The organism is Streptomyces sp. NPDC044044 (assembly GCF_056434405.1).
On sequence record NZ_JBWKFG010000003.1, the window covers coordinates 301,376 to 318,151 of the forward strand.

The window sequence follows — 16,776 nt, forward strand, 5'->3', positions numbered from 1 at the left end:
TCCGGGAAGTCGAGGACGACGTCGATGCGGTCGAGGTCTCTGGGGTCGGTCCGTACGGCACTGCGGCAGCTCCCGGAACGTGATCGTGCGCTGCCGGTCACCCTTCCTGGGGGACCGGCAGCGCACCGGATCGCTGCGGCAGCTGCGCCGCGGGAACCACTCGGACGGGTGGCCCGGGGGCCGCCCGCCCTCGTTCGTGCCCGCTAGATGCCCGCCGCCACGGAGAGGTCGCGCTTGATCGCCGCGAGGAGGTCCGTCGCCTTGGCGCGGGCGGCGGGCAGGTCGGCCTTGGCCGACACCGGGACCACCACCTCCAGGTAGCACTTGAGCTTCGGCTCCGTGCCGCTCGGGCGCACGATGACGCGGGCCCCGTCGAGCGTGTAGCGCAGACCGTCCGTGGGCGGCAGCTTCTCCGTGCCCCGCGTCAGGTCCTCGGCCTTCGTCACCGCGAGGCCCGCGAGTGCCGTCGGCGGCTGCTCGCGCAGGCGGCGCATCGCGTCCGCGATCAGGGAGAGGTCCTCCACGCGGACCGACAGCTGGTCGGTGGCGTGCAGGCCGTGCTCCACGGCGAGGTCGTCCAGGAGGTCGAGCAGGGTGAGCTGCTGCTCCTTGAGCTCGGAGGCCAGCTCCGTGAGCAGGAGCGCCGCCGTGATGCCGTCCTTGTCGCGTACGCCTTCGGGGTCCACGCAGTAGCCGAGGGCCTCTTCGTAGCCGTAGCGCAGGCCGTCGACGCGGGCGATCCACTTGAAGCCGGTCAGGGTCTCCTCGTACGGGAGGCCCGCCTTCTCCGCGATCCGGCCCAGGAGGGAGGAGGAGACGATCGACTCGGCGAACGTGCCGCGGGCGCCCCGGCGTACGAGGTGGGCCGCGAGGAGGGCGCCGACCTCGTCGCCCCGGAGCATGCGCCAGTCCGCACCCTCCTTCACCGCCGCCGCGCAGCGGTCCGCGTCCGGGTCGTTGGCGATGATCAGGTCAGGGTCCACCTCGCGGGCCTTCGCGAAGGCGAGGTCCATCGCGCCCGGCTCCTCCGGGTTGGGGAACGCGACCGTGGGGAAGTCCGGGTCGGGCTCCGCCTGTTCGGCGACGAGGGCGGGGGCGGGGAAGCCCGCCCGCTCGAACGCCGCGAGGAGCGTCTCCTTGCCGACGCCGTGCATCGCCGTGTAGACGGTGCGGGCCGTGCGGGGGGAGCCGGGGGCCAGGACCGCGTCCGTGCGGGCCAGGTAGGCATTCAGGACGTCGTCCGCGAGCGTCTGCCAGCCGGTCTCCGGGCGGGGCACGTCGTGGAGCGAGGCGATCGCGTCGATCTGCGCCGCGATCTCCGCGTCCGCGGGCGGGACGATCTGGGAGCCGTCGCCCAGGTAGACCTTGTAGCCGTTGTCGCGCGGGGGGTTGTGGCTCGCCGTCACCTCTACGCCGGCGACCGCCCCGAGGTGCCTTATGGCGAAGGCGAGTACGGGGGTGGGGAGGGGGCGGGGGAGCACCGCGGCGTCGAGGCCGGCGCCGGTCATGACGGCCGCCGTGTCGCGCGCGAAGTCCTCGGACTTGTAGCGGGCGTCGTAGCCGATCACCACGGGGCCGGAGGTCTGGTTCGTGGCCTTGAGGTACGCGGCGAGGCCCGCGGCGGCGCGGATGACTACGGAGCGGTTCATGCGCATGGGGCCCGCGCCGAGTTCGCCGCGGAGGCCCGCGGTGCCGAACTGGAGGGTGCCGCCGAAGCGGGCGGCCAGCTCTTCGGTGTCCCCGCTGTCGATGAGCTTGGCGAGCTCGTCGCGGGTGTCGGGGTCCGGGTCCTCGGCCAGCCAGGCCTGGGCCCGCGCGATGAGTTCAGAGTCGTCCGGCACGTTTCTTCAGCCTCTCGTGTGCGGAGTTCTATTGCGGGGTCTGGGTACGCCTACCCGGCGTGCGGGGGCTTGCTTGTCCACCGGGTACGGCTACCCGGCGTGCGGAGCTGCTCTGTCCCGTGCGGGTTCTGCGGGGGGCTTGCCTGTCCTGGGCCCGGAAGGCCTGGTCGGTGCGGCTCGGTGGGGGGCTTTCCTGTCCCGCCGCTTCGCGCCGGATCTTTCCCGCCCACCCACCCGATTACCCCGGGGCAATCGGGTGGGTGGGCGGGAAAGCTTGTGCGGCAACGGCTTCGAAGCCGCGGGGCAATCGGGTGGGTGGGCGGGAAAGCCCGTGCGGCAACGATCGCCGCGGTCTGCCAAGGCACCGCGCAGGAACGCCACCCGGCAGATGCCCTTGCCAGGCAAGGCACCCCGCCCAGGAAGGCGCCCCACCGGGCAGATGCACCCCCGCCAGGCAGGGCACCCCCGCTAGGCGGGGCCTTCCGCCCGGCAAGGCACCCCGCCCGGCAGATACACCCCCGCCAGGCAAGACCACCCACCGGCAGAGGCGCCAGCCAAGACTGCCCACCCGGCAGAGGCGCCTCACCCGGCAGAGGCGCCCCGCCAGGCAAGGCGCCCCCGCCAGTCAAAGGCGCCCCCGCCCGAAAAAATCAGATACGGCCCAGGACCTGGCCCAGCAGCTCGCCCATGCGGGTAGCGCTGTCGCGGCCCGCCTGGAGTACCTCTTCGTGGTTCAGCGGCTCGCCCGTCATGCCCGCGGCGAGGTTCGTGACCAGGGAGATGCCGAGCACCTCCGCGCCTGCCTCGCGTGCGGCGATCGCTTCGAGGACCGTCGACATGCCCACCAGGTCCGCACCGATCGTGCGGGCCATGCGGACCTCGGCCGGGGTCTCGTAGTGCGGGCCGGGGAACTGCGCGTAGACGCCCTCTTCGAGGGAGGGGTCGATCTCCTTGCAGAGGCTGCGCAGTCGCGGCGAGTACAGGTCCGTGAGGTCCACGAAGTTCGCGCCGACGATCGGCGACGTGGCCGTCAGGTTGAGGTGATCGCTGATCAGGACCGGCTGACCGGGGCGCATGCCCTCGCGCAGACCGCCGCAGCCGTTCGTCAGCACGATCGTCTTGCAGCCGGCGGCCACCGCGGTACGCACACCGTGCGCGACGGCGGCGACGCCACGGCCCTCGTAGTAGTGGGTGCGGCCAAGGAAGACCAGGGCGCGCTTGTCACCGACCTGGAAGGAGCGGATGCGGCCTCCGTGGCCCTCCACCGCCGGCGGCGGGAAGCCGGGGAGCTCGGTGACGGGGAACTCGGCCTCGGGCACGCCGAGCGCGTCGACGGCCGGCGCCCAGCCGGAGCCCATCACGAGGGCTACGTCGTGGGTCTCGGCGCCCGTCAGCTCACGCAGGCGCGCGGCGGCGGCGTCGGCGGCGGCGTAGGGGTCGCCCTGGATGTCGTCCGGAATAACTGAAGCGTTCACGCGGACGAGAGTAGCCGCTCACGCCCTACGCGCGTAGATGACGATGCTCACGGGATTCGGATCGTTGTCTTGTCGTTTCCGACGAGAGGTTCGACGAGAGGTTCGAGGCGAGGTTCGAGGAGCCGTTCGAGGCGAAGCCGACCCGTGCCCCAGCCGGAGCCACAGCCCCCGCCCCAGCCCCAGCAGAAGGAGAAGCGCCCCTAGCAGGGCCGCTTCCGCAGCTCCATCACATAGTCGTGCGGCGCCCCCGCGGTCTCCGCCGCGTCGGCCAGCTCCCCCAGATAGCGCGCCGACGGCAGGCCGCCCTCGTAACCATTGAGGACGTACACCCAGGCGGGTTCCTCGCCGTCCAGGGTGTGCACGCGCACGCGCATGCGGCGGTAGACGTCGAGCCCCACGCCCTCCCACCGGTCCATGGAGTCCTCGTCCATGGGCGCGACGTCGTAGAGCGTCACGAAGACCTGGGAGCGCGGCGCCTCGACGATGGTGGCCAGCGCGCCCTCCCACCCCATGTGCTCCCCGCCGAAGGTCAGCCGCCAGCCGTTCAGCCAGCCGGTCTGGCGCAGCGGCGAGTGCGGGGCGCGGCGTGACATGAGCCGCGGATCCAGATTGCCGGCGTACGCGGCGTAGAGCGACATGTGGTCGAGGGTACGGCAGGTGACGCGTGCGCCCCTCCGGTCACGGAAGTGCCCTTCTTGGAGGGAGAACGGCTCGGATGGAGCCCCCGGGGCGAAGCACCTTGAAGCGTGCGGGACAATGGAGTACGTGACTCGGATCGTGATCATTGGCGGCGGACCCGGCGGATACGAGGCGGCACTCGTTGCCGCCCAGCTCGGCGCGGAGGTGACCGTCGTCGACTGCGACGGTCTGGGCGGGGCGTCGGTGCTCACCGACTGCGTCCCGTCCAAGACTCTGATCGCCACGGCCGAGGTGATGACCAGCTTCGACTCCTCGTACGAGGAGCTCGGCATCATCGTCGCGGACGACACCCCGCACATCGACACCCCCGCGCGCGTCGTCGGCGTCGACCTCGGCAAGGTCAACCGCCGTGTGAAGCGCCTGGCGCTCGCGCAGTCCCACGACATCACCGCCTCCGTCACGCGGGCCGGCGCCCGCGTGCTGCGCGGCCGCGGCCGTCTGGAGGGCCAGCAGGACACGGACGGCTCGCGCAAGGTCGTCGTGCGCGCGGCCGACGGGAGCGAGGAGACCCTCGTCGCCGACGCCGTCCTCATCGCCACCGGCGGGCACCCGCGCGAGGTCCCCGACGCGCTGCCCGACGGCGAGCGGATCCTCAACTGGACCCAGGTGTACGACCTGGACGAGCTCCCCGAGGAGCTCATCGTGGTCGGATCCGGTGTCACCGGTGCCGAGTTCGCCGGTGCCTATCAGGCGCTCGGGTCGAACGTCACGCTCGTATCGAGCCGTGATCGCGTGCTGCCCGGCGAGGACCCGGACGCCGCCGCCGTCCTGGAGGACGTCTTCCGGCGCCGTGGCATGAACGTCATGTCGCGCTCCCGGGCCGCCTCCGCCAAGCGCGTGGGCGACCGCGTCGAGGTGACGCTCGACGACGGCCGCGTCATCAGCGGTACGCACTGTCTGATGGCCGTGGGTGCCATCCCGAACAGCAGCGGCATGGGCCTGGAGGAGGCCGGGGTCAAGCTCAAGGACTCCGGGCACATCTGGACCGACAAGGTCTCGCGCACCTCCGCCCCCGGTGTGTACGCCGCCGGTGACGTGACTGGGATCTTCGCGCTCGCCTCAGTGGCCGCCATGCAGGGCCGCATCGCGATGTACCACTTCCTGGGCGACGCGGTGCAGCCGCTGAACCTGAAGACCGTGTCGTCGAACGTCTTCACCGACCCGGAGATCGCGACCGTCGGCTACAGCCAGTCCGACGTCGACGGCGGCAAGATCGACGCCCGCGTCGTCAAGCTGCCGCTCCTGCGCAACCCGCGCGCGAAGATGCAGGGCATCCGCGACGGCTTCGTCAAGATCTTCTGCCGTCCCGGTACGGGCATCGTGGTGGGCGGTGTGGTCGTCGCGCCGCGCGCTTCGGAACTGATCCACCCCATCTCGATCGCGGTCGACAACAATCTGACGGTCGAGCAGATCGCGAATGCGTTCACTGTGTATCCATCTCTTTCGGGCTCGATCGCCGAGGTCGCGCGTCAACTTCACACGCGAAAGACGGCGGGCGAAGCCTGATCGCGGACCGATCGTCGGCTGAACGCCGACTGATCGGGTTCTGCACGGGACGTACGGGGTAACAACTCCGCGCAGGTCACGGGCTGTTGTCGCCCATTCGCCCGGCATAGGCGGGGTGGGTAGGCGCGTATACCACTTCCCACCCAACCGTGCGAACAACTTCTGTAATTCGGCGCAAACTGCTGAAAGCAGACGGTCGTTGGGGTTACTGTCAGTTTCGTGTTCGCTGCAGAACGTCGCCAATTGATCCTCGAAATGGTGCGGGCCAACGGAGCTGTATCGCTCCGGGAGCTCGCCCGCGTCGTCCAGACCTCCGAAGTGACCGTACGGCGGGACGTGCGCGCGCTGGAGGCAGAAGGACTCCTCGACCGCAGACATGGCGGTGCGGTATTGCCGGGCGGATTCACGCGGGAGTCCGGCTTTCCGCAGAAATCACATCTCGCGACCGCCGAGAAGACGGCCATCGCCGATCTCGCGGCGGGACTCGTCGAAGAAGGCGAAGCCATCGTCGTCGGGGCGGGTACGACCACGCAGGAGCTGGCCCGACGGCTCGCGCGGGTGCCCGGTCTGACCGTCGTCACCAACTCCCTTTTGGTGGCACAGGCCTTGGCCCATGCCAACCGCGTCGAGGTCGTCATGACCGGCGGCACCCTGCGCGGTTCCAACTACGCCCTCGTGGGCAGCGGGGCCGAACAGTCCCTGCAGGGCCTGCGGGTCTCACGCGCCTTCCTGTCGGGCAGTGGTCTGACCGCCGAACGCGGGCTCTCCACGTCCAACATGCTCTCGGCCAGCGTGGACCGCGCGCTCGTCCAGGCGGCTGCCGAGGTCGTGGTCCTCGCCGACCACACCAAGCTCGGCACCGACACGATGTTCCAGACGGTGCCGACGGACGTCATCACCCGCCTGGTCACGGACGAACCGCCCACGCACGACGACCGCGCGGCCACCGAGCTGCAGGCCCTGGCGGACCAGGGCGTGCAGATCGCGGTCGCGGGCGGGACCGCGAGCTCGGGCTCCGGCTCGGGGGTGGATTCCGTCCCGGCGCGGCAGTCGCGCCGGGACGTGCCACTGCCGGGCCAGCGCCGTAACCACGGCGGTCACGCGGCAGGTCCTGGTGCGCAGTTGCGCAGTGCGGTGCTCGGGGAGCAGCAGCCCGGGGAGCGGGCCGCGCGGGTGGCGGATCTACGCCGCCGCTGAACCGGTCGCCGGGTCCGTGCGGGGCGCGTCGGGTGCCGATCCTTCGGGCTTCAGGCCGCGCAGGGTCAGCATCAGCAGGCGGTCGGCCAACTCGGGCTCGTCGGGGGTCTCTTCGGCGGCCAGCGCGATCGCGTTGGTCAGCTGCATCAGATCGCCGATCGAGACACCGGGGCGTACGGCACCTGCCTGCTGTGCCCGCACGAGCAGGGCCGTACCCGCCTCGCGCATCGGCTTGCTGCAGCGGGAGAGTGCCGAACTGTCGTCGTGCGACGCCGACATGAGGGCGCGGGAGAGCCCGCGGTACTCACCCGCATGAGTGATGATGGCGCGCAGCCACGTCACCAGGGCCGAGCAGGGCTGCGGATCTTCGAGCAGCGCGCGGGAGCGGTCCAGGAGATCGCTCACCGCCTCTTCGAAGACGGCGCTCATCAGGGCGTGACGGTTGGGGAAGTGGCGGTAGAGGGTGCCGATGCCCACGTTCGCGTGGCGGGCGATGTCCTCCAGGGAGGCGTCCGTGCCGTGCTCGGCGAAGGCGGCGCGGGCCTCCGCGAGGAGCCGGTCGTAGTTGCGGCGCGCGTCGGCTCTCTTCGAGCGGGGGCGCTCTTGCGGGCTCTCTGCCATGTCGGCCTCCCTGGGCGTACGGCCGCCTCAAGTGTGCCCGAAGCGTGCTTGCCGTCTGTCACCGGCTTCGCCGAGTTCGTCCTCAAACGCCGGACGGGCTGAATACTTCGCCGGCCGGGCTGGATGCTCCAGCCCGGCCGGCGAATGGGTGTCGCTCTGCGGTCAGTCCTTGATCTCGCAGATGACCGCACCGGAGGTGAGGCTCGCGCCCACCTCCGCCGTGAGGCCCTTGATCGTGCCCGAGCGGTGCGCGTTCAGAGGCTGCTCCATCTTCATGGCCTCCAGGACGACGACCAGGTCGCCCTCCTGGACCTCCTGGCCCTCCTCGACCGCGATCTTGACGATCGTGCCCTGCATGGGCGATGCGAGGGTGTCACCGGAAGCCGCCGGGCCCGACTTCTTCGCCGCGCGCCGCTTGGGGCGGGCGCCGCCCGCCGCCGCGGTGCGGGCGATGGTCATGCCCAGCGAGGAGGGGAGCGAGACCTCCAGGCGCTTGCCGCCCACCTCGACGACGACCGTCTCGCGGCCGGGCTCCTCGTCCGTCTCCGTGTCGGCCGCCGCGGCGAACGCGGGGATCTCGTTGACGAACTCCGTCTCGATCCACCGCGTGTGGATCGTGAACGGGTCGGCGGAGCCGGTGAGTTCGGGGGCGAAGGCGGGGTCCTTGACGACCGCGCGGTGGAAGGGGATGGCGGTGGCCATGCCCTCCACGGTGAACTCCTCCAGAGCGCGGGCGGCCCGCTGCAGGGCCTGCTGACGCGTGGCGCCGGTCACGATCAGCTTGGCCAGGAGCGAGTCCCAGGCCGGGCCGATCACGGAGCCGGACTCCACGCCCGCGTCCAGGCGCACGCCCGGACCCGACGGCGGCGCGAAGAGGGTGACGGTGCCGGGTGCCGGCAGGAAGCCGCGGCCCGGGTCCTCGCCGTTGATGCGGAACTCGAAGGAGTGGCCGCGCATCTCCGGGTCGCCGTAACCGAGTTCCTCGCCGTCGGCGATGCGGAACATCTCGCGGACCAGGTCGATGCCGGTGATCTCTTCGGTGACCGGGTGCTCGACCTGCAGACGGGTGTTGACCTCCAGGAAGGAGATCGTGCCGTCGACGCCGACGAGGAACTCGACGGTGCCCGCGCCCTCGTAGCCGGCCTCCTTGAGGATGGCCTTGGACGCCGCGTACAGCTCGGCGTTCTGCGCCTCGCTCAGGAACGGGGCGGGGGCCTCCTCCACCAGCTTCTGGTGGCGGCGCTGGAGCGAGCAGTCACGGGTGGAGACGACGACCACGTTGCCGTGCTTGTCGGCCAGGCACTGGGTCTCCACGTGCCGGGGCTTGTCGAGGTAGCGCTCCACGAAGCACTCGCCGCGGCCGAAGGCCGCCACGGCCTCGCGCACCGCGGAGTCGTACAGCTCGGGGACCTCTTCGAGGGTCCGGGCCACCTTCAGACCGCGTCCGCCGCCACCGAAGGCGGCCTTGATCGCGATGGGCAGGCCGTGCTCCTCGGCGAAGGCCACCACCTCGTCGGATCCGCTGACCGGGTCCGGCGTGCCGGCCACCAGCGGGGCACCCGCGCGCTGCGCGATGTGCCGGGCCGCGACCTTGTCACCCAGGTCGCGGATGGCCTGCGGGGGCGGGCCGATCCAGATCAGGCCCGCGTCCAGTACGGCCTGCGCGAAGTCGGCGTTCTCCGAAAGGAAGCCATAGCCGGGATGGATCGCGTCCGCCCCTGCGTCCTTGGCCGCGGCCAGCACCTTGGAAATGTCCAGGTAGCTGGTGGCCGGAGTGTCACCGCCCAGCGCGAACGCCTCATCTGCCGCACGTACATGCAGAGCATCCCGGTCAGGATCTGCGTAGACGGCTACGCTCGCGATCCCTGCATCCCGGCATGCCCGAGCAACGCGGACAGCGATTTCGCCACGGTTGGCGATGAGCACCTTGCGCACGATGGCTCCCTCCTTGAAACAAGCCGAGTTTAGGGACTGCCGACACGACCTTTCGACCCGTCCCCAATGGTGAGCTTGCCCACACGGAGCGTGATCCGGGGCCTGCCCGTCCGCGAAATCCCTTGTCGCACCACGGTACGCAGGGTCCCTTCCGGTGAGACTAACGCGCCGGTGTGGTCAAGGTCTCTGTGAGAGCGTGCTGCGGCAGAGGGCCATTCTTTGTGGAGTCCCTACGAATGGCCCAATGATTCTTTGCCTTCGGCAGAGCCCTTGTCCCCCGGTTTACCCGTTAGTAGCGTTCGCGATGTCTGGGACGTACTAGCGGTAACAGCGGAAGAGGGTGGGCGCCGTGGCGCGTAGACCGGTGGCCTGGGTGGGCGCGATCGTGCTCCTGGTGGAGGCGGTGGGCATCGCGTTGCTCAACTGGTTCCTGGGGCTTGTCGTGAACAAGCAGGACATGTCGCTCGCCGGGCTCGACCCGCACGCGATGTCCGTGTCGACGTGGATCGCGGGCGGCATCTTCGGCCTCTACCTCGCGCTGTGCGGCGTCGTCATGGCGCGCTCGGCGATACGCGACCGCGCGCCGGGCCGCTTCGGACGGCTGCTGCTGATCAGCGCCGCCGTGGTGCACGGACTGCTCGGGGCGTTCTCGGTGGGCCTGGTGGGCTGGCCCGCGTTCGTCTTCATGATGGTGGTGCTCGGCCTGATCGTGCTGACGCTGGTGGCGTACGACAAGAAGCCCGAGGAGGTCGCCGACGAGCCGCGCGCGAGCAGCGGGGCAGCGGGCGGCGGCACGCCGGAGAACGGCGCCCCACAGCCCGCCTGAGCCGTCCTGGGGCCTACTTGGCGCCCCTTGGTGCCCCTTGAGGCCGCTGAGGCTGCTGGGGGCGCCGTCCTGCCGGGTTACTCCGCCCACAACTCCGTGATGCCGACGCCCAGTTCGGCGAGGAGGCGGCGGAGCAGCGGCAGCGAGAGGCCGATGACGTTGCCGTGGTCGCCCTCGATCGAGTCGACGAAGGGTGCCGAGCGGCCGTCGAGCGTGAACGCGCCCGCCACGTGCAGGGGTTCGCCGCTGGCCACGTACGCGGCGATCTCCTCGTCCGACGGCTCGCCGAAGCGCACGACGGTCGAGGCGAGCGCCGAGACATGGCGTCCCGCCACGGTGTCGTACACGCAGTGGCCGGTCTGCAGGACGCCCGCGCGGCCGCGCATGGACTTCCAGCGGGCGGTGGCCTCCTCGGCGTCGGCGGGCTTGCCGAGCGCCTGCCCGTCCAGTTCGAGGACCGAGTCGCAGCCGACGACCAGGGCGCCCTTGGCGTCGGGGCGGGCGGAGACGACCGATGCCTTGGCCTCGGCGAGGGCGAGCGCGAGCTCGGCGGGCGTCGGTGCGGAGATCGCGTCCTCGTCGACCCCGCTGACGATCACCTCGGGGGCGAGGCCTGCCTGGCGCAGGAGGCCGAGCCGTGCGGGGGACTTGGAGGCGAGGACGAGACGGCGGGGCTGTCGGGGCTGATCACTCATGCGGTCAGGTTAGCGAGCCTCGGCGGATGCCTCAGCGGGCAGCGGGGTCTCGGCCGATGTCTCAGTGGATGCCCAGGACGAACATCGCCACGACCATCGCCAGGGCAAGGACGAGACCCGCACGGCGCATCTTCGCCTGCATGTCCCGCATGTCCTTGGGAGGGCTGTCCTCCGGATCCGACCACAGCATGAATCCGATACTGCGCGCGGTGACGGCGGGGCGCCTGAGTACGCGTACTCAGGCGCCCCGGCCCGTCCCACTCATTCTGGTGTCACCCGCCCGGCTACCCGGGCCAGTACGTGCGGCCCCACGCCGTCGGCCCCGGTGCGGGCAGCCGGTCGCGGGCCACGCGCGCGGGGTCCGCCCAGGCGTCGAGCGCCGCGGGCGCGCCGGACGGCTGGTTCGCGACCGCCGCGGCGCGCGCCTGGACCACCGCGAGTGCGGCGGCCAGCTCCTCCGGGGTGGGATTGCCCCGTACGACCTTGATCATGAACGGTCTCCTCACTGGGGCACGGTCTACAGGGGGATGTTGCCGTGCTTCTTCGGGGGCAGGGACTCCCGCTTCGTACGCAGCTGACGCAGGCCGCGCACCAGGTGGGAGCGGGTCTCCGAGGGCATGATCACGGTGTCGATGTAGCCGCGCTCGGCGGCCGTGTACGGGTTGAGCAGCCGGTCCTCGTACTCCTGGATCAGGCGGGCACGGGTCGCCTCCACGTCACCCGAGGCCTCGGCCGCGGCGATGGTCTTGCGGTGCAGGATGTTCACCGCGCCCTGCGCGCCCATCACCGCGATCTGCGCGGTCGGCCAGGCCAGGTTGAGGTCGGCGCCCAGGTGCTTGGAGCCCATGACGTCGTACGCGCCGCCGAACGCCTTGCGGGTGATGACGGTGATCAGCGGGACCGTCGCCTCCGCGTAGGCGTAGATCAGCTTCGCGCCGCGGCGGATGATGCCCGTGTGCTCCTGCTCGACGCCCGGCAGGAAGCCCGGCACGTCGACGAAGGTGATGACCGGGACGTTGAACGCGTCGCAGGTGCGGACGAAGCGGGCGCCCTTCTCGGAGGCGTCGATGTTCAGGCAGCCGGCGAACTGCGTCGGCTGGTTGGCGACGATGCCCACCGGGCGGCCCTCGATGCGGCCGAAGCCGGTGAGGATGTTCGGCGCGAACAGCGGCTGCGTCTCGAAGAACTCGGCGTCGTCCAGGACGTGTTCGATCACCGTGTGCATGTCGTACGGCTGGTTCGCGCTGTCCGGGATGAGGGTGTCGAGCTCGCGGTCCTCGTCCGTCAGCTCCAGGTCCGCGTCCTCGGGGAAGGCGGGCGGCTCGCTGAGGTTGTTCGAAGGCAGGTAGGAGAGCAGGGACTTGACGTACTCGATCGCGTCCTTCTCGTCGCCCGCCATGTGGTGGGCCACACCTGATGTGGAGTTGTGGGTGCGGGCGCCGCCGAGCTCCTCGAAGCCGACGTCCTCGCCGGTGACCGTCTTGATGACGTCGGGCCCGGTGATGAACATGTGCGAGGTCTGGTCGACCATGACCGTGAAGTCGGTGATGGCCGGGGAGTAGACGGCGCCGCCTGCGCACGGCCCGACGACCAGACTGATCTGCGGGATCACGCCGGATGCATGCGTGTTGCGGCGGAAGATCTCTCCGTACATCCCGAGGGCCATGACGCCCTCCTGGATGCGGGCGCCGCCGGAGTCGTTGATGCCGACGACCGGGCAGCCGGTCTTCAGGGCGAAGTCCATGACCTTGACGATCTTCTGGCCGAAGACCTCGCCCAGGGCGCCGCCGAAGACGGTGAAGTCCTGGGAGAAGACGGCCACGGGGCGGCCGTCGACGGTGCCGTAACCGGTCACGACTCCGTCGCCGTAAGGGCGGTTGGCCTCCAGGCCGAAGTCGGTCGAGCGGTGCTGGGCGAACTCGTCGAACTCGACGAACGAGTGCTCGTCCAGGAGCAGGTCGATGCGTTCGCGCGCCGTCAACTTGCCCTTGGCGTGCTGCTTCTCGACCGCGCGAGCCGAACCGGCGTGCTTGGCCTCCTCGATGCGGCGCTGCAGATCAGCCAGCTTTCCCGCAGTCGTATGGATGTCGATACCGGGGGTGGGGCCGTGGCCCTCGGTGGTGTTCTCGGTATCGCTTGCGGCGCTTGGCACGGGCACGTTGGGCTCTTCCGGCTCGGACATAGGGATGCGGCTCCCTGCCTGCTCAAAGGGGCGACTGGCGGCTTGCGGCGGCTCGCGACTGCTGGTGACCCGCTTGCTACTGACTCGTAGGGTATCGGCGCCGATACGGATCGGCAGTGCGGCGTTTACCACACCTAAGGTGGCTTGCATGACGCCGCGAGATGCTTCAGACGACTCGTCCGACCTCCCTTCGGACGTCCCTTCGGACCTCCCTTCCGATGCCCCTTCCGATGCCCCCGGGGGCAGCCGTTGGTCCGACCTCGACAGGCCGCCGCTGAACGCCGCGTCGCTGCGGCGTGCGCTGGTGCGGGACGGGGGTCTGTGGACCTCTCTGGACGTGGTGCCCGCGACGGGGTCGACCAACACGGATCTGGCCGCGCGTGCGGACGAGCTGCCCGAGGGTGCGGTCCTTGTCGCCGAGGAGCAGAGCTCGGGGCGCGGGCGCCTCGACCGCCGCTGGTCGGCTCCCGCTCGCTCGGGGCTCTTCTTCTCCGTACTCCTGAAGCCGGGTGCGGCGGTTCCGGTGGAGCGGTGGGGGTGGCTGCCGCTGCTCACCGGGGTCGCCGTCGCGACGGGGCTTTCGCGGGCGGCGGGGGTGGACACGGCACTGAAGTGGCCGAACGACCTGCTGGTGACGGTGGAGGGAGAGGAGCGCAAGGCGGGGGGAATCCTGGCCGAGCGAGCGGGCTCGGTGGACGGGGGAGGCGTGGTCGTCGGCATCGGGATCAACGTGACCCTGCGGGCGGATGAGCTGCCGGTGCCCGGGGCGGGGTCGCTGGCGCTGGCCGGGGCGGTGAGCACTGACCGGGACACGGTGTTGCGGGCGGTGCTGCGTTCGCTGGAGCAGTGGTACGGGGACTGGCGCGCGGCGGAGGGCGATCCGGTGGCGTCCCGCCTCCAGGAGACGTACGCGGCGGGCTGCGCGACGCTCGGCCGCAAGGTCCGGGCGGAGCTGCCGGGTGATCGGTCGATCACGGGGGAGGCGGTGGCGGTCGACGGCGATGGGCGGCTTGTGCTGGCTACGGGGGAGGGGGTTCAGGAGCCTGTGGGGGCGGGGGATGTCGTGCATTTGCGGGGGGCGTAGGGGGCTGCGCCGTGTGGGGGCGTTCCCTCGGGTGCGGGTGCGGGTGTGTGCGTGCTGCGCTTCGGCTCCGGAGTGTTGGGAGCCGTGCTCCGGGCGGACATACCGGTATGTCCCGTCGCGTGCGCTCCCGACTGCGGGTGCGTGCGGTGCGCGGTGCGGTCCGTGTGTGGGTGCGGGGCCGTGCCGGTATGTCCGTCCTCGCTATCGTCCGGTGGCCGTGGGGTTGCTTCGGTGCTGGAGTGTTGGGAGCCGTGCTCCGGGCGGACATACCGCCACGTCCCCTCGCGTGCGTCGCCGACTGCGGGTGCACTTGCGCTGCGGGGCTGGTCTGCCTTGGGTGCGGGGCCCGTCCCCTCGCGTGCGCTCCCGGGTGCGGGTGCGTGGCTCTCTTCTTGTTCCTGGCGCCTCGGGGCAATCGGGTGGGTGGCGGGAAAGCTTGTTCGTTCAGGTGAGGATGCGGGGCAAACGGGCGGGTGGGTCGGGAAAGTGTGTTCGTCGGCGTGGCTGCGGGGAGCCACAGTCCAAGGCGCCCCGCCAGGAAAGGCGTGAGCTGCGGCACACCTGCCGTAAAGTTGGCGCCGGTCGATACCTGACCGCGGCAGATCGGAAGGGCAGCAGGCGTGACCGTCGACGACACGGGCTCCGGCACGGGTGCATCCCCCGACGGCGAGCCCGGACGTACCGCTGGGTCCGTCACCCATACGTTCGACTCGATGGACTCCGGGGACGAGAAGCCGGGGGATCCGGAGAAGGACCCCCTTGCCCTGCGTCTTGAAGGGCTGATCCTCGGCGCGGACCGCCGCTACACCCCGTTCCAGGCGGCCCGCAGCGCCGGCGTCTCCATGGAGCTGGCCTCCCGCTTCTGGCGGGCCATGGGCTTTCCCGACATCGGCCAGGCCAAGGCCCTGACCGAGGCGGACGTACTCGCCCTGCGCCGCCTCGCCGGTCTCGTCGAGGCGGGGCTGCTCAGCGAGGCGATGGCGGTGCAGGTGGCCCGGTCGACCGGGCAGACCACCGCCCGCCTGGCCGAATGGCAGATCGACTCCTTCCTGGAGGGTCTGACGGAGCCGCCCGAGCCGGGCATGACACGTACCGAAGTGACCTATCCGTTGATAGAGCTTCTGCTGCCCGAGCTCGAAGAGTTTCTTGTCTATGTGTGGCGGCGGCAGCTCGCCGCCGCCACCGGGCGGGTCGTGCAGGCCGCCGACGACGAGGAAATGGTCGACCGGCGGCTCGCCGTCGGGTTCGCCGATCTCGTCGGCTTCACGCGGCTCACCCGGCGCATGGAGGAGGAAGAACTCGGCGAGCTCGTCGAGGCCTTCGAGACCACGGCCGCGGACCTTGTCGCGGCGCACGGCGGGCGGCTCATCAAGACGCTCGGCGATGAAGTGCTGTACGCCGCCGACGACGCGGGCGTGGCCGCCGAGATCGCCCTGCGGCTGATCGAGACCATGGCGAACGACGAGACGATGCCCGAGCTGCGGGTCGGCATCGCCTTCGGCACGGTCACGACGCGGATGGGCGACGTTTTCGGTACGACGGTGAATCTCGCGAGCCGCCTCACCTCGATAGCGCCTCGGGACGCGGTCCTTGTGGACGGCGCGCTCGCCGAGGAGCTGACGCGGACCGGGGAGGCGCCCGCCTCCGAGACGGAAGCGGCGGAGGCCGCCGAGGTCGCGGAGAAGGAGGGCTCGGAGCCGCCCTCCTACCGCTTTGCCCTGCAGCCGATGTGGCAGCGGCCCGTGCGAGGCCTTGGTGTCGTCGAGCCCTGGCTGCTGGCCCGGCGCGGCTGATTCCCCGCTCGACCGCTGGTTCGCGGCGGAATTTTCCCGCCTGCCCGCCCGATTGCCGCGTGGCGGTGGCATGATCCGCAGGGTGGCCCGGTAACGGGCGTTAACCAGATGCGGAGGAAGCAATGGGCGACGAGCAGCGCTTCGGGGAATTCGTCGGCGTCAGGCGGCACGGCTATGTCGCCGAGCTCGTCCTTGACCGGCCCAAGGCCATGAATGCCGTGTCCACGGACATGGCACGCTCCATCGGCTCCGCCTGCGCCGCCCTCGCGCAGGACCGTGACGCCCGCGTCGTGGTCGTCACCTCCACCCATGAGCGCGCCTTCTGCGTCGGCGCCGACCTGAAGGAGCGCAACTCCTTCTCCGACGCCGAGTTGGTGCGCCAGCGGCCCACGGCACGGGCCGCCTACACCGGCGTACTCGAACTGCCCATGCCGACCGTCGCGGCCCTGCACGGCTTCGCGCTCGGCGGCGGGTTCGAGCTCGCGCTCGCCTGCGATCTCATCGTGGCCGACCCGACCGCCGTGGTCGGACTCCCCGAGGTGTCCGTCGGCGTGATCCCGGGCGGCGGCGGTACGCAGCTGCTCCCGCGCCGCGTGGGCGCGGCCGGAGCCGCCGAGCTGATCTTCACCGCGCGGCGCGTGGAGGCCGCGGAGGCGCGGGAGTTGGGGCTCGTGGATCACCTCGTGGGCGAGGGCGAGGACCGTACGGAAGCGCTCGCGCTCGCCGCGCGGATCGCCGCCAACTCGCCCGTCGGACTGCGCGCCGCCAAGCGCGCCCTGCGGCTGGGGCACGGCCTCGACCTGCGGGCCGGGCTTGAGGTCGAGGACGCGGCCTGGCGCTCGGTCGCCTTCTCCGGGGACCGGGCGGAGGGCGTCGCCGCGTTCAACGAGAAGCGGAAGCCGAACTGGCCCGGGGAGTGAAT

The 16,776-nt window shown here is 71.0% G+C and carries 15 protein-coding genes; 6 read left to right on the forward strand and 9 right to left on the reverse strand.

Going from position 1 to position 16,776, the window contains the following annotated elements; all coding sequences use genetic code 11:
• Positions 1-203: 203 nt before the first annotated feature.
• The 3 genes from AC07AG_RS12305 to AC07AG_RS12315 form a co-directional block, all read right to left on the reverse strand.
• The gene (locus tag AC07AG_RS12305; RefSeq protein ID WP_478754411.1) at positions 204-1,841 is read right to left on the reverse strand and encodes a phospho-sugar mutase; all 1,638 of its coding nucleotides are present in this window, start codon (positions 1,839-1,841) and stop codon (positions 204-206) included.
• A 650-nt stretch (positions 1,842-2,491) separates the two neighbouring features.
• On the reverse strand, positions 2,492-3,316 hold the full coding sequence (locus AC07AG_RS12310; protein ID WP_249588136.1) for a purine-nucleoside phosphorylase: 825 nt from the start codon (positions 3,314-3,316) through the stop codon (positions 2,492-2,494).
• A gap of 200 nt (positions 3,317-3,516) precedes the next feature.
• Positions 3,517-3,954, reverse strand: a complete 438-nt coding sequence (locus AC07AG_RS12315) for a gamma-glutamylcyclotransferase family protein (protein WP_344523525.1) — start codon at positions 3,952-3,954, stop codon at positions 3,517-3,519.
• 118 nt (positions 3,955-4,072) lie between these two features.
• Here AC07AG_RS12315 and AC07AG_RS12320 point away from each other — a divergent pair, with 118 nt between their 5' ends.
• Both AC07AG_RS12320 and AC07AG_RS12325 read left to right on the forward strand, forming a co-directional pair.
• Entirely contained in the window at positions 4,073-5,521 is a 1,449-nt protein-coding gene (locus tag AC07AG_RS12320; protein WP_383334092.1) for an NAD(P)H-quinone dehydrogenase, read from the forward strand.
• A gap of 219 nt (positions 5,522-5,740) precedes the next feature.
• On the forward strand, positions 5,741-6,718 hold the full coding sequence (locus tag AC07AG_RS12325) for a DeoR/GlpR family DNA-binding transcription regulator (RefSeq protein WP_283779091.1): 978 nt from the start codon (positions 5,741-5,743) through the stop codon (positions 6,716-6,718).
• Here AC07AG_RS12325 and AC07AG_RS12330 read toward each other — a convergent pair.
• Together AC07AG_RS12330 and AC07AG_RS12335 are read right to left on the reverse strand one after the other, a co-directional pair.
• Positions 6,704-7,339 carry a TetR/AcrR family transcriptional regulator gene (locus AC07AG_RS12330; RefSeq protein WP_478754414.1) on the reverse strand — a complete coding sequence of 212 codons (636 nt, stop codon included), beginning with the start codon at positions 7,337-7,339 and terminating at the stop codon, positions 6,704-6,706. The two genes, AC07AG_RS12325 and AC07AG_RS12330, sit on opposite strands and share 15 nt — an antisense overlap.
• 162 nt (positions 7,340-7,501) lie before the next feature.
• On the reverse strand, positions 7,502-9,274 hold the full coding sequence (locus AC07AG_RS12335; RefSeq protein ID WP_478754415.1) for an acetyl/propionyl/methylcrotonyl-CoA carboxylase subunit alpha: 1,773 nt from the start codon (positions 9,272-9,274) through the stop codon (positions 7,502-7,504).
• 349 nt (positions 9,275-9,623) lie between these two features.
• Between AC07AG_RS12335 and AC07AG_RS12340 the strand changes: the two genes are divergently transcribed.
• Positions 9,624-10,100 carry a hypothetical protein gene (locus AC07AG_RS12340; RefSeq protein ID WP_478754417.1) on the forward strand — a complete coding sequence of 159 codons (477 nt, stop codon included), beginning with the start codon at positions 9,624-9,626 and terminating at the stop codon, positions 10,098-10,100.
• 77 nt (positions 10,101-10,177) lie between these two features.
• Here AC07AG_RS12340 and AC07AG_RS12345 read toward each other — a convergent pair whose 3' ends face one another.
• The 4 genes from AC07AG_RS12345 to AC07AG_RS12360 all read right to left on the reverse strand — a co-directional run bounded on the left by AC07AG_RS12345 (position 10,178) and on the right by AC07AG_RS12360 (position 12,977).
• Positions 10,178-10,795 carry a nucleoside triphosphate pyrophosphatase gene (locus AC07AG_RS12345; RefSeq protein ID WP_478754419.1) on the reverse strand — a complete coding sequence of 206 codons (618 nt, stop codon included), beginning with the start codon at positions 10,793-10,795 and terminating at the stop codon, positions 10,178-10,180.
• Positions 10,796-10,856: 61 nt separating this feature from the next.
• A complete protein-coding gene (gene mmpB, locus AC07AG_RS12350; protein ID WP_361055230.1) occupies positions 10,857-10,985 on the reverse strand; it encodes a morphogenic membrane protein MmpB in 129 nt (42 codons plus the stop codon).
• A gap of 94 nt (positions 10,986-11,079) precedes the next feature.
• Positions 11,080-11,286, reverse strand: a complete 207-nt coding sequence (locus AC07AG_RS12355) for an acyl-CoA carboxylase subunit epsilon (protein ID WP_190085224.1) — start codon at positions 11,284-11,286, stop codon at positions 11,080-11,082.
• A gap of 26 nt (positions 11,287-11,312) precedes the next feature.
• The gene (locus tag AC07AG_RS12360) at positions 11,313-12,977 is read right to left on the reverse strand and encodes an acyl-CoA carboxylase subunit beta (RefSeq protein ID WP_478754422.1); all 1,665 of its coding nucleotides are present in this window, start codon (positions 12,975-12,977) and stop codon (positions 11,313-11,315) included.
• Positions 12,978-13,125: 148 nt separating this feature from the next.
• On the opposite strand from AC07AG_RS12360, the gene AC07AG_RS12365 reads away from it, so the two are divergent.
• From AC07AG_RS12365 to AC07AG_RS12375, 3 genes are all read left to right on the forward strand, one after another.
• The gene (locus AC07AG_RS12365; protein ID WP_478754424.1) at positions 13,126-14,061 is read left to right on the forward strand and encodes a biotin--[acetyl-CoA-carboxylase] ligase; all 936 of its coding nucleotides are present in this window, start codon (positions 13,126-13,128) and stop codon (positions 14,059-14,061) included.
• 620 nt (positions 14,062-14,681) lie between these two features.
• Complete coding sequence (locus AC07AG_RS12370) at positions 14,682-15,854, forward strand: adenylate/guanylate cyclase domain-containing protein (protein WP_478754426.1); 1,173 nt, start codon at positions 14,682-14,684, stop codon at positions 15,852-15,854.
• A 122-nt stretch (positions 15,855-15,976) separates the two neighbouring features.
• Positions 15,977-16,774, forward strand: coding sequence for an enoyl-CoA hydratase/isomerase family protein (locus AC07AG_RS12375; protein ID WP_478754428.1), 798 nt, complete (start codon positions 15,977-15,979; stop codon positions 16,772-16,774).
• Positions 16,775-16,776 lie beyond the last annotated feature (2 nt).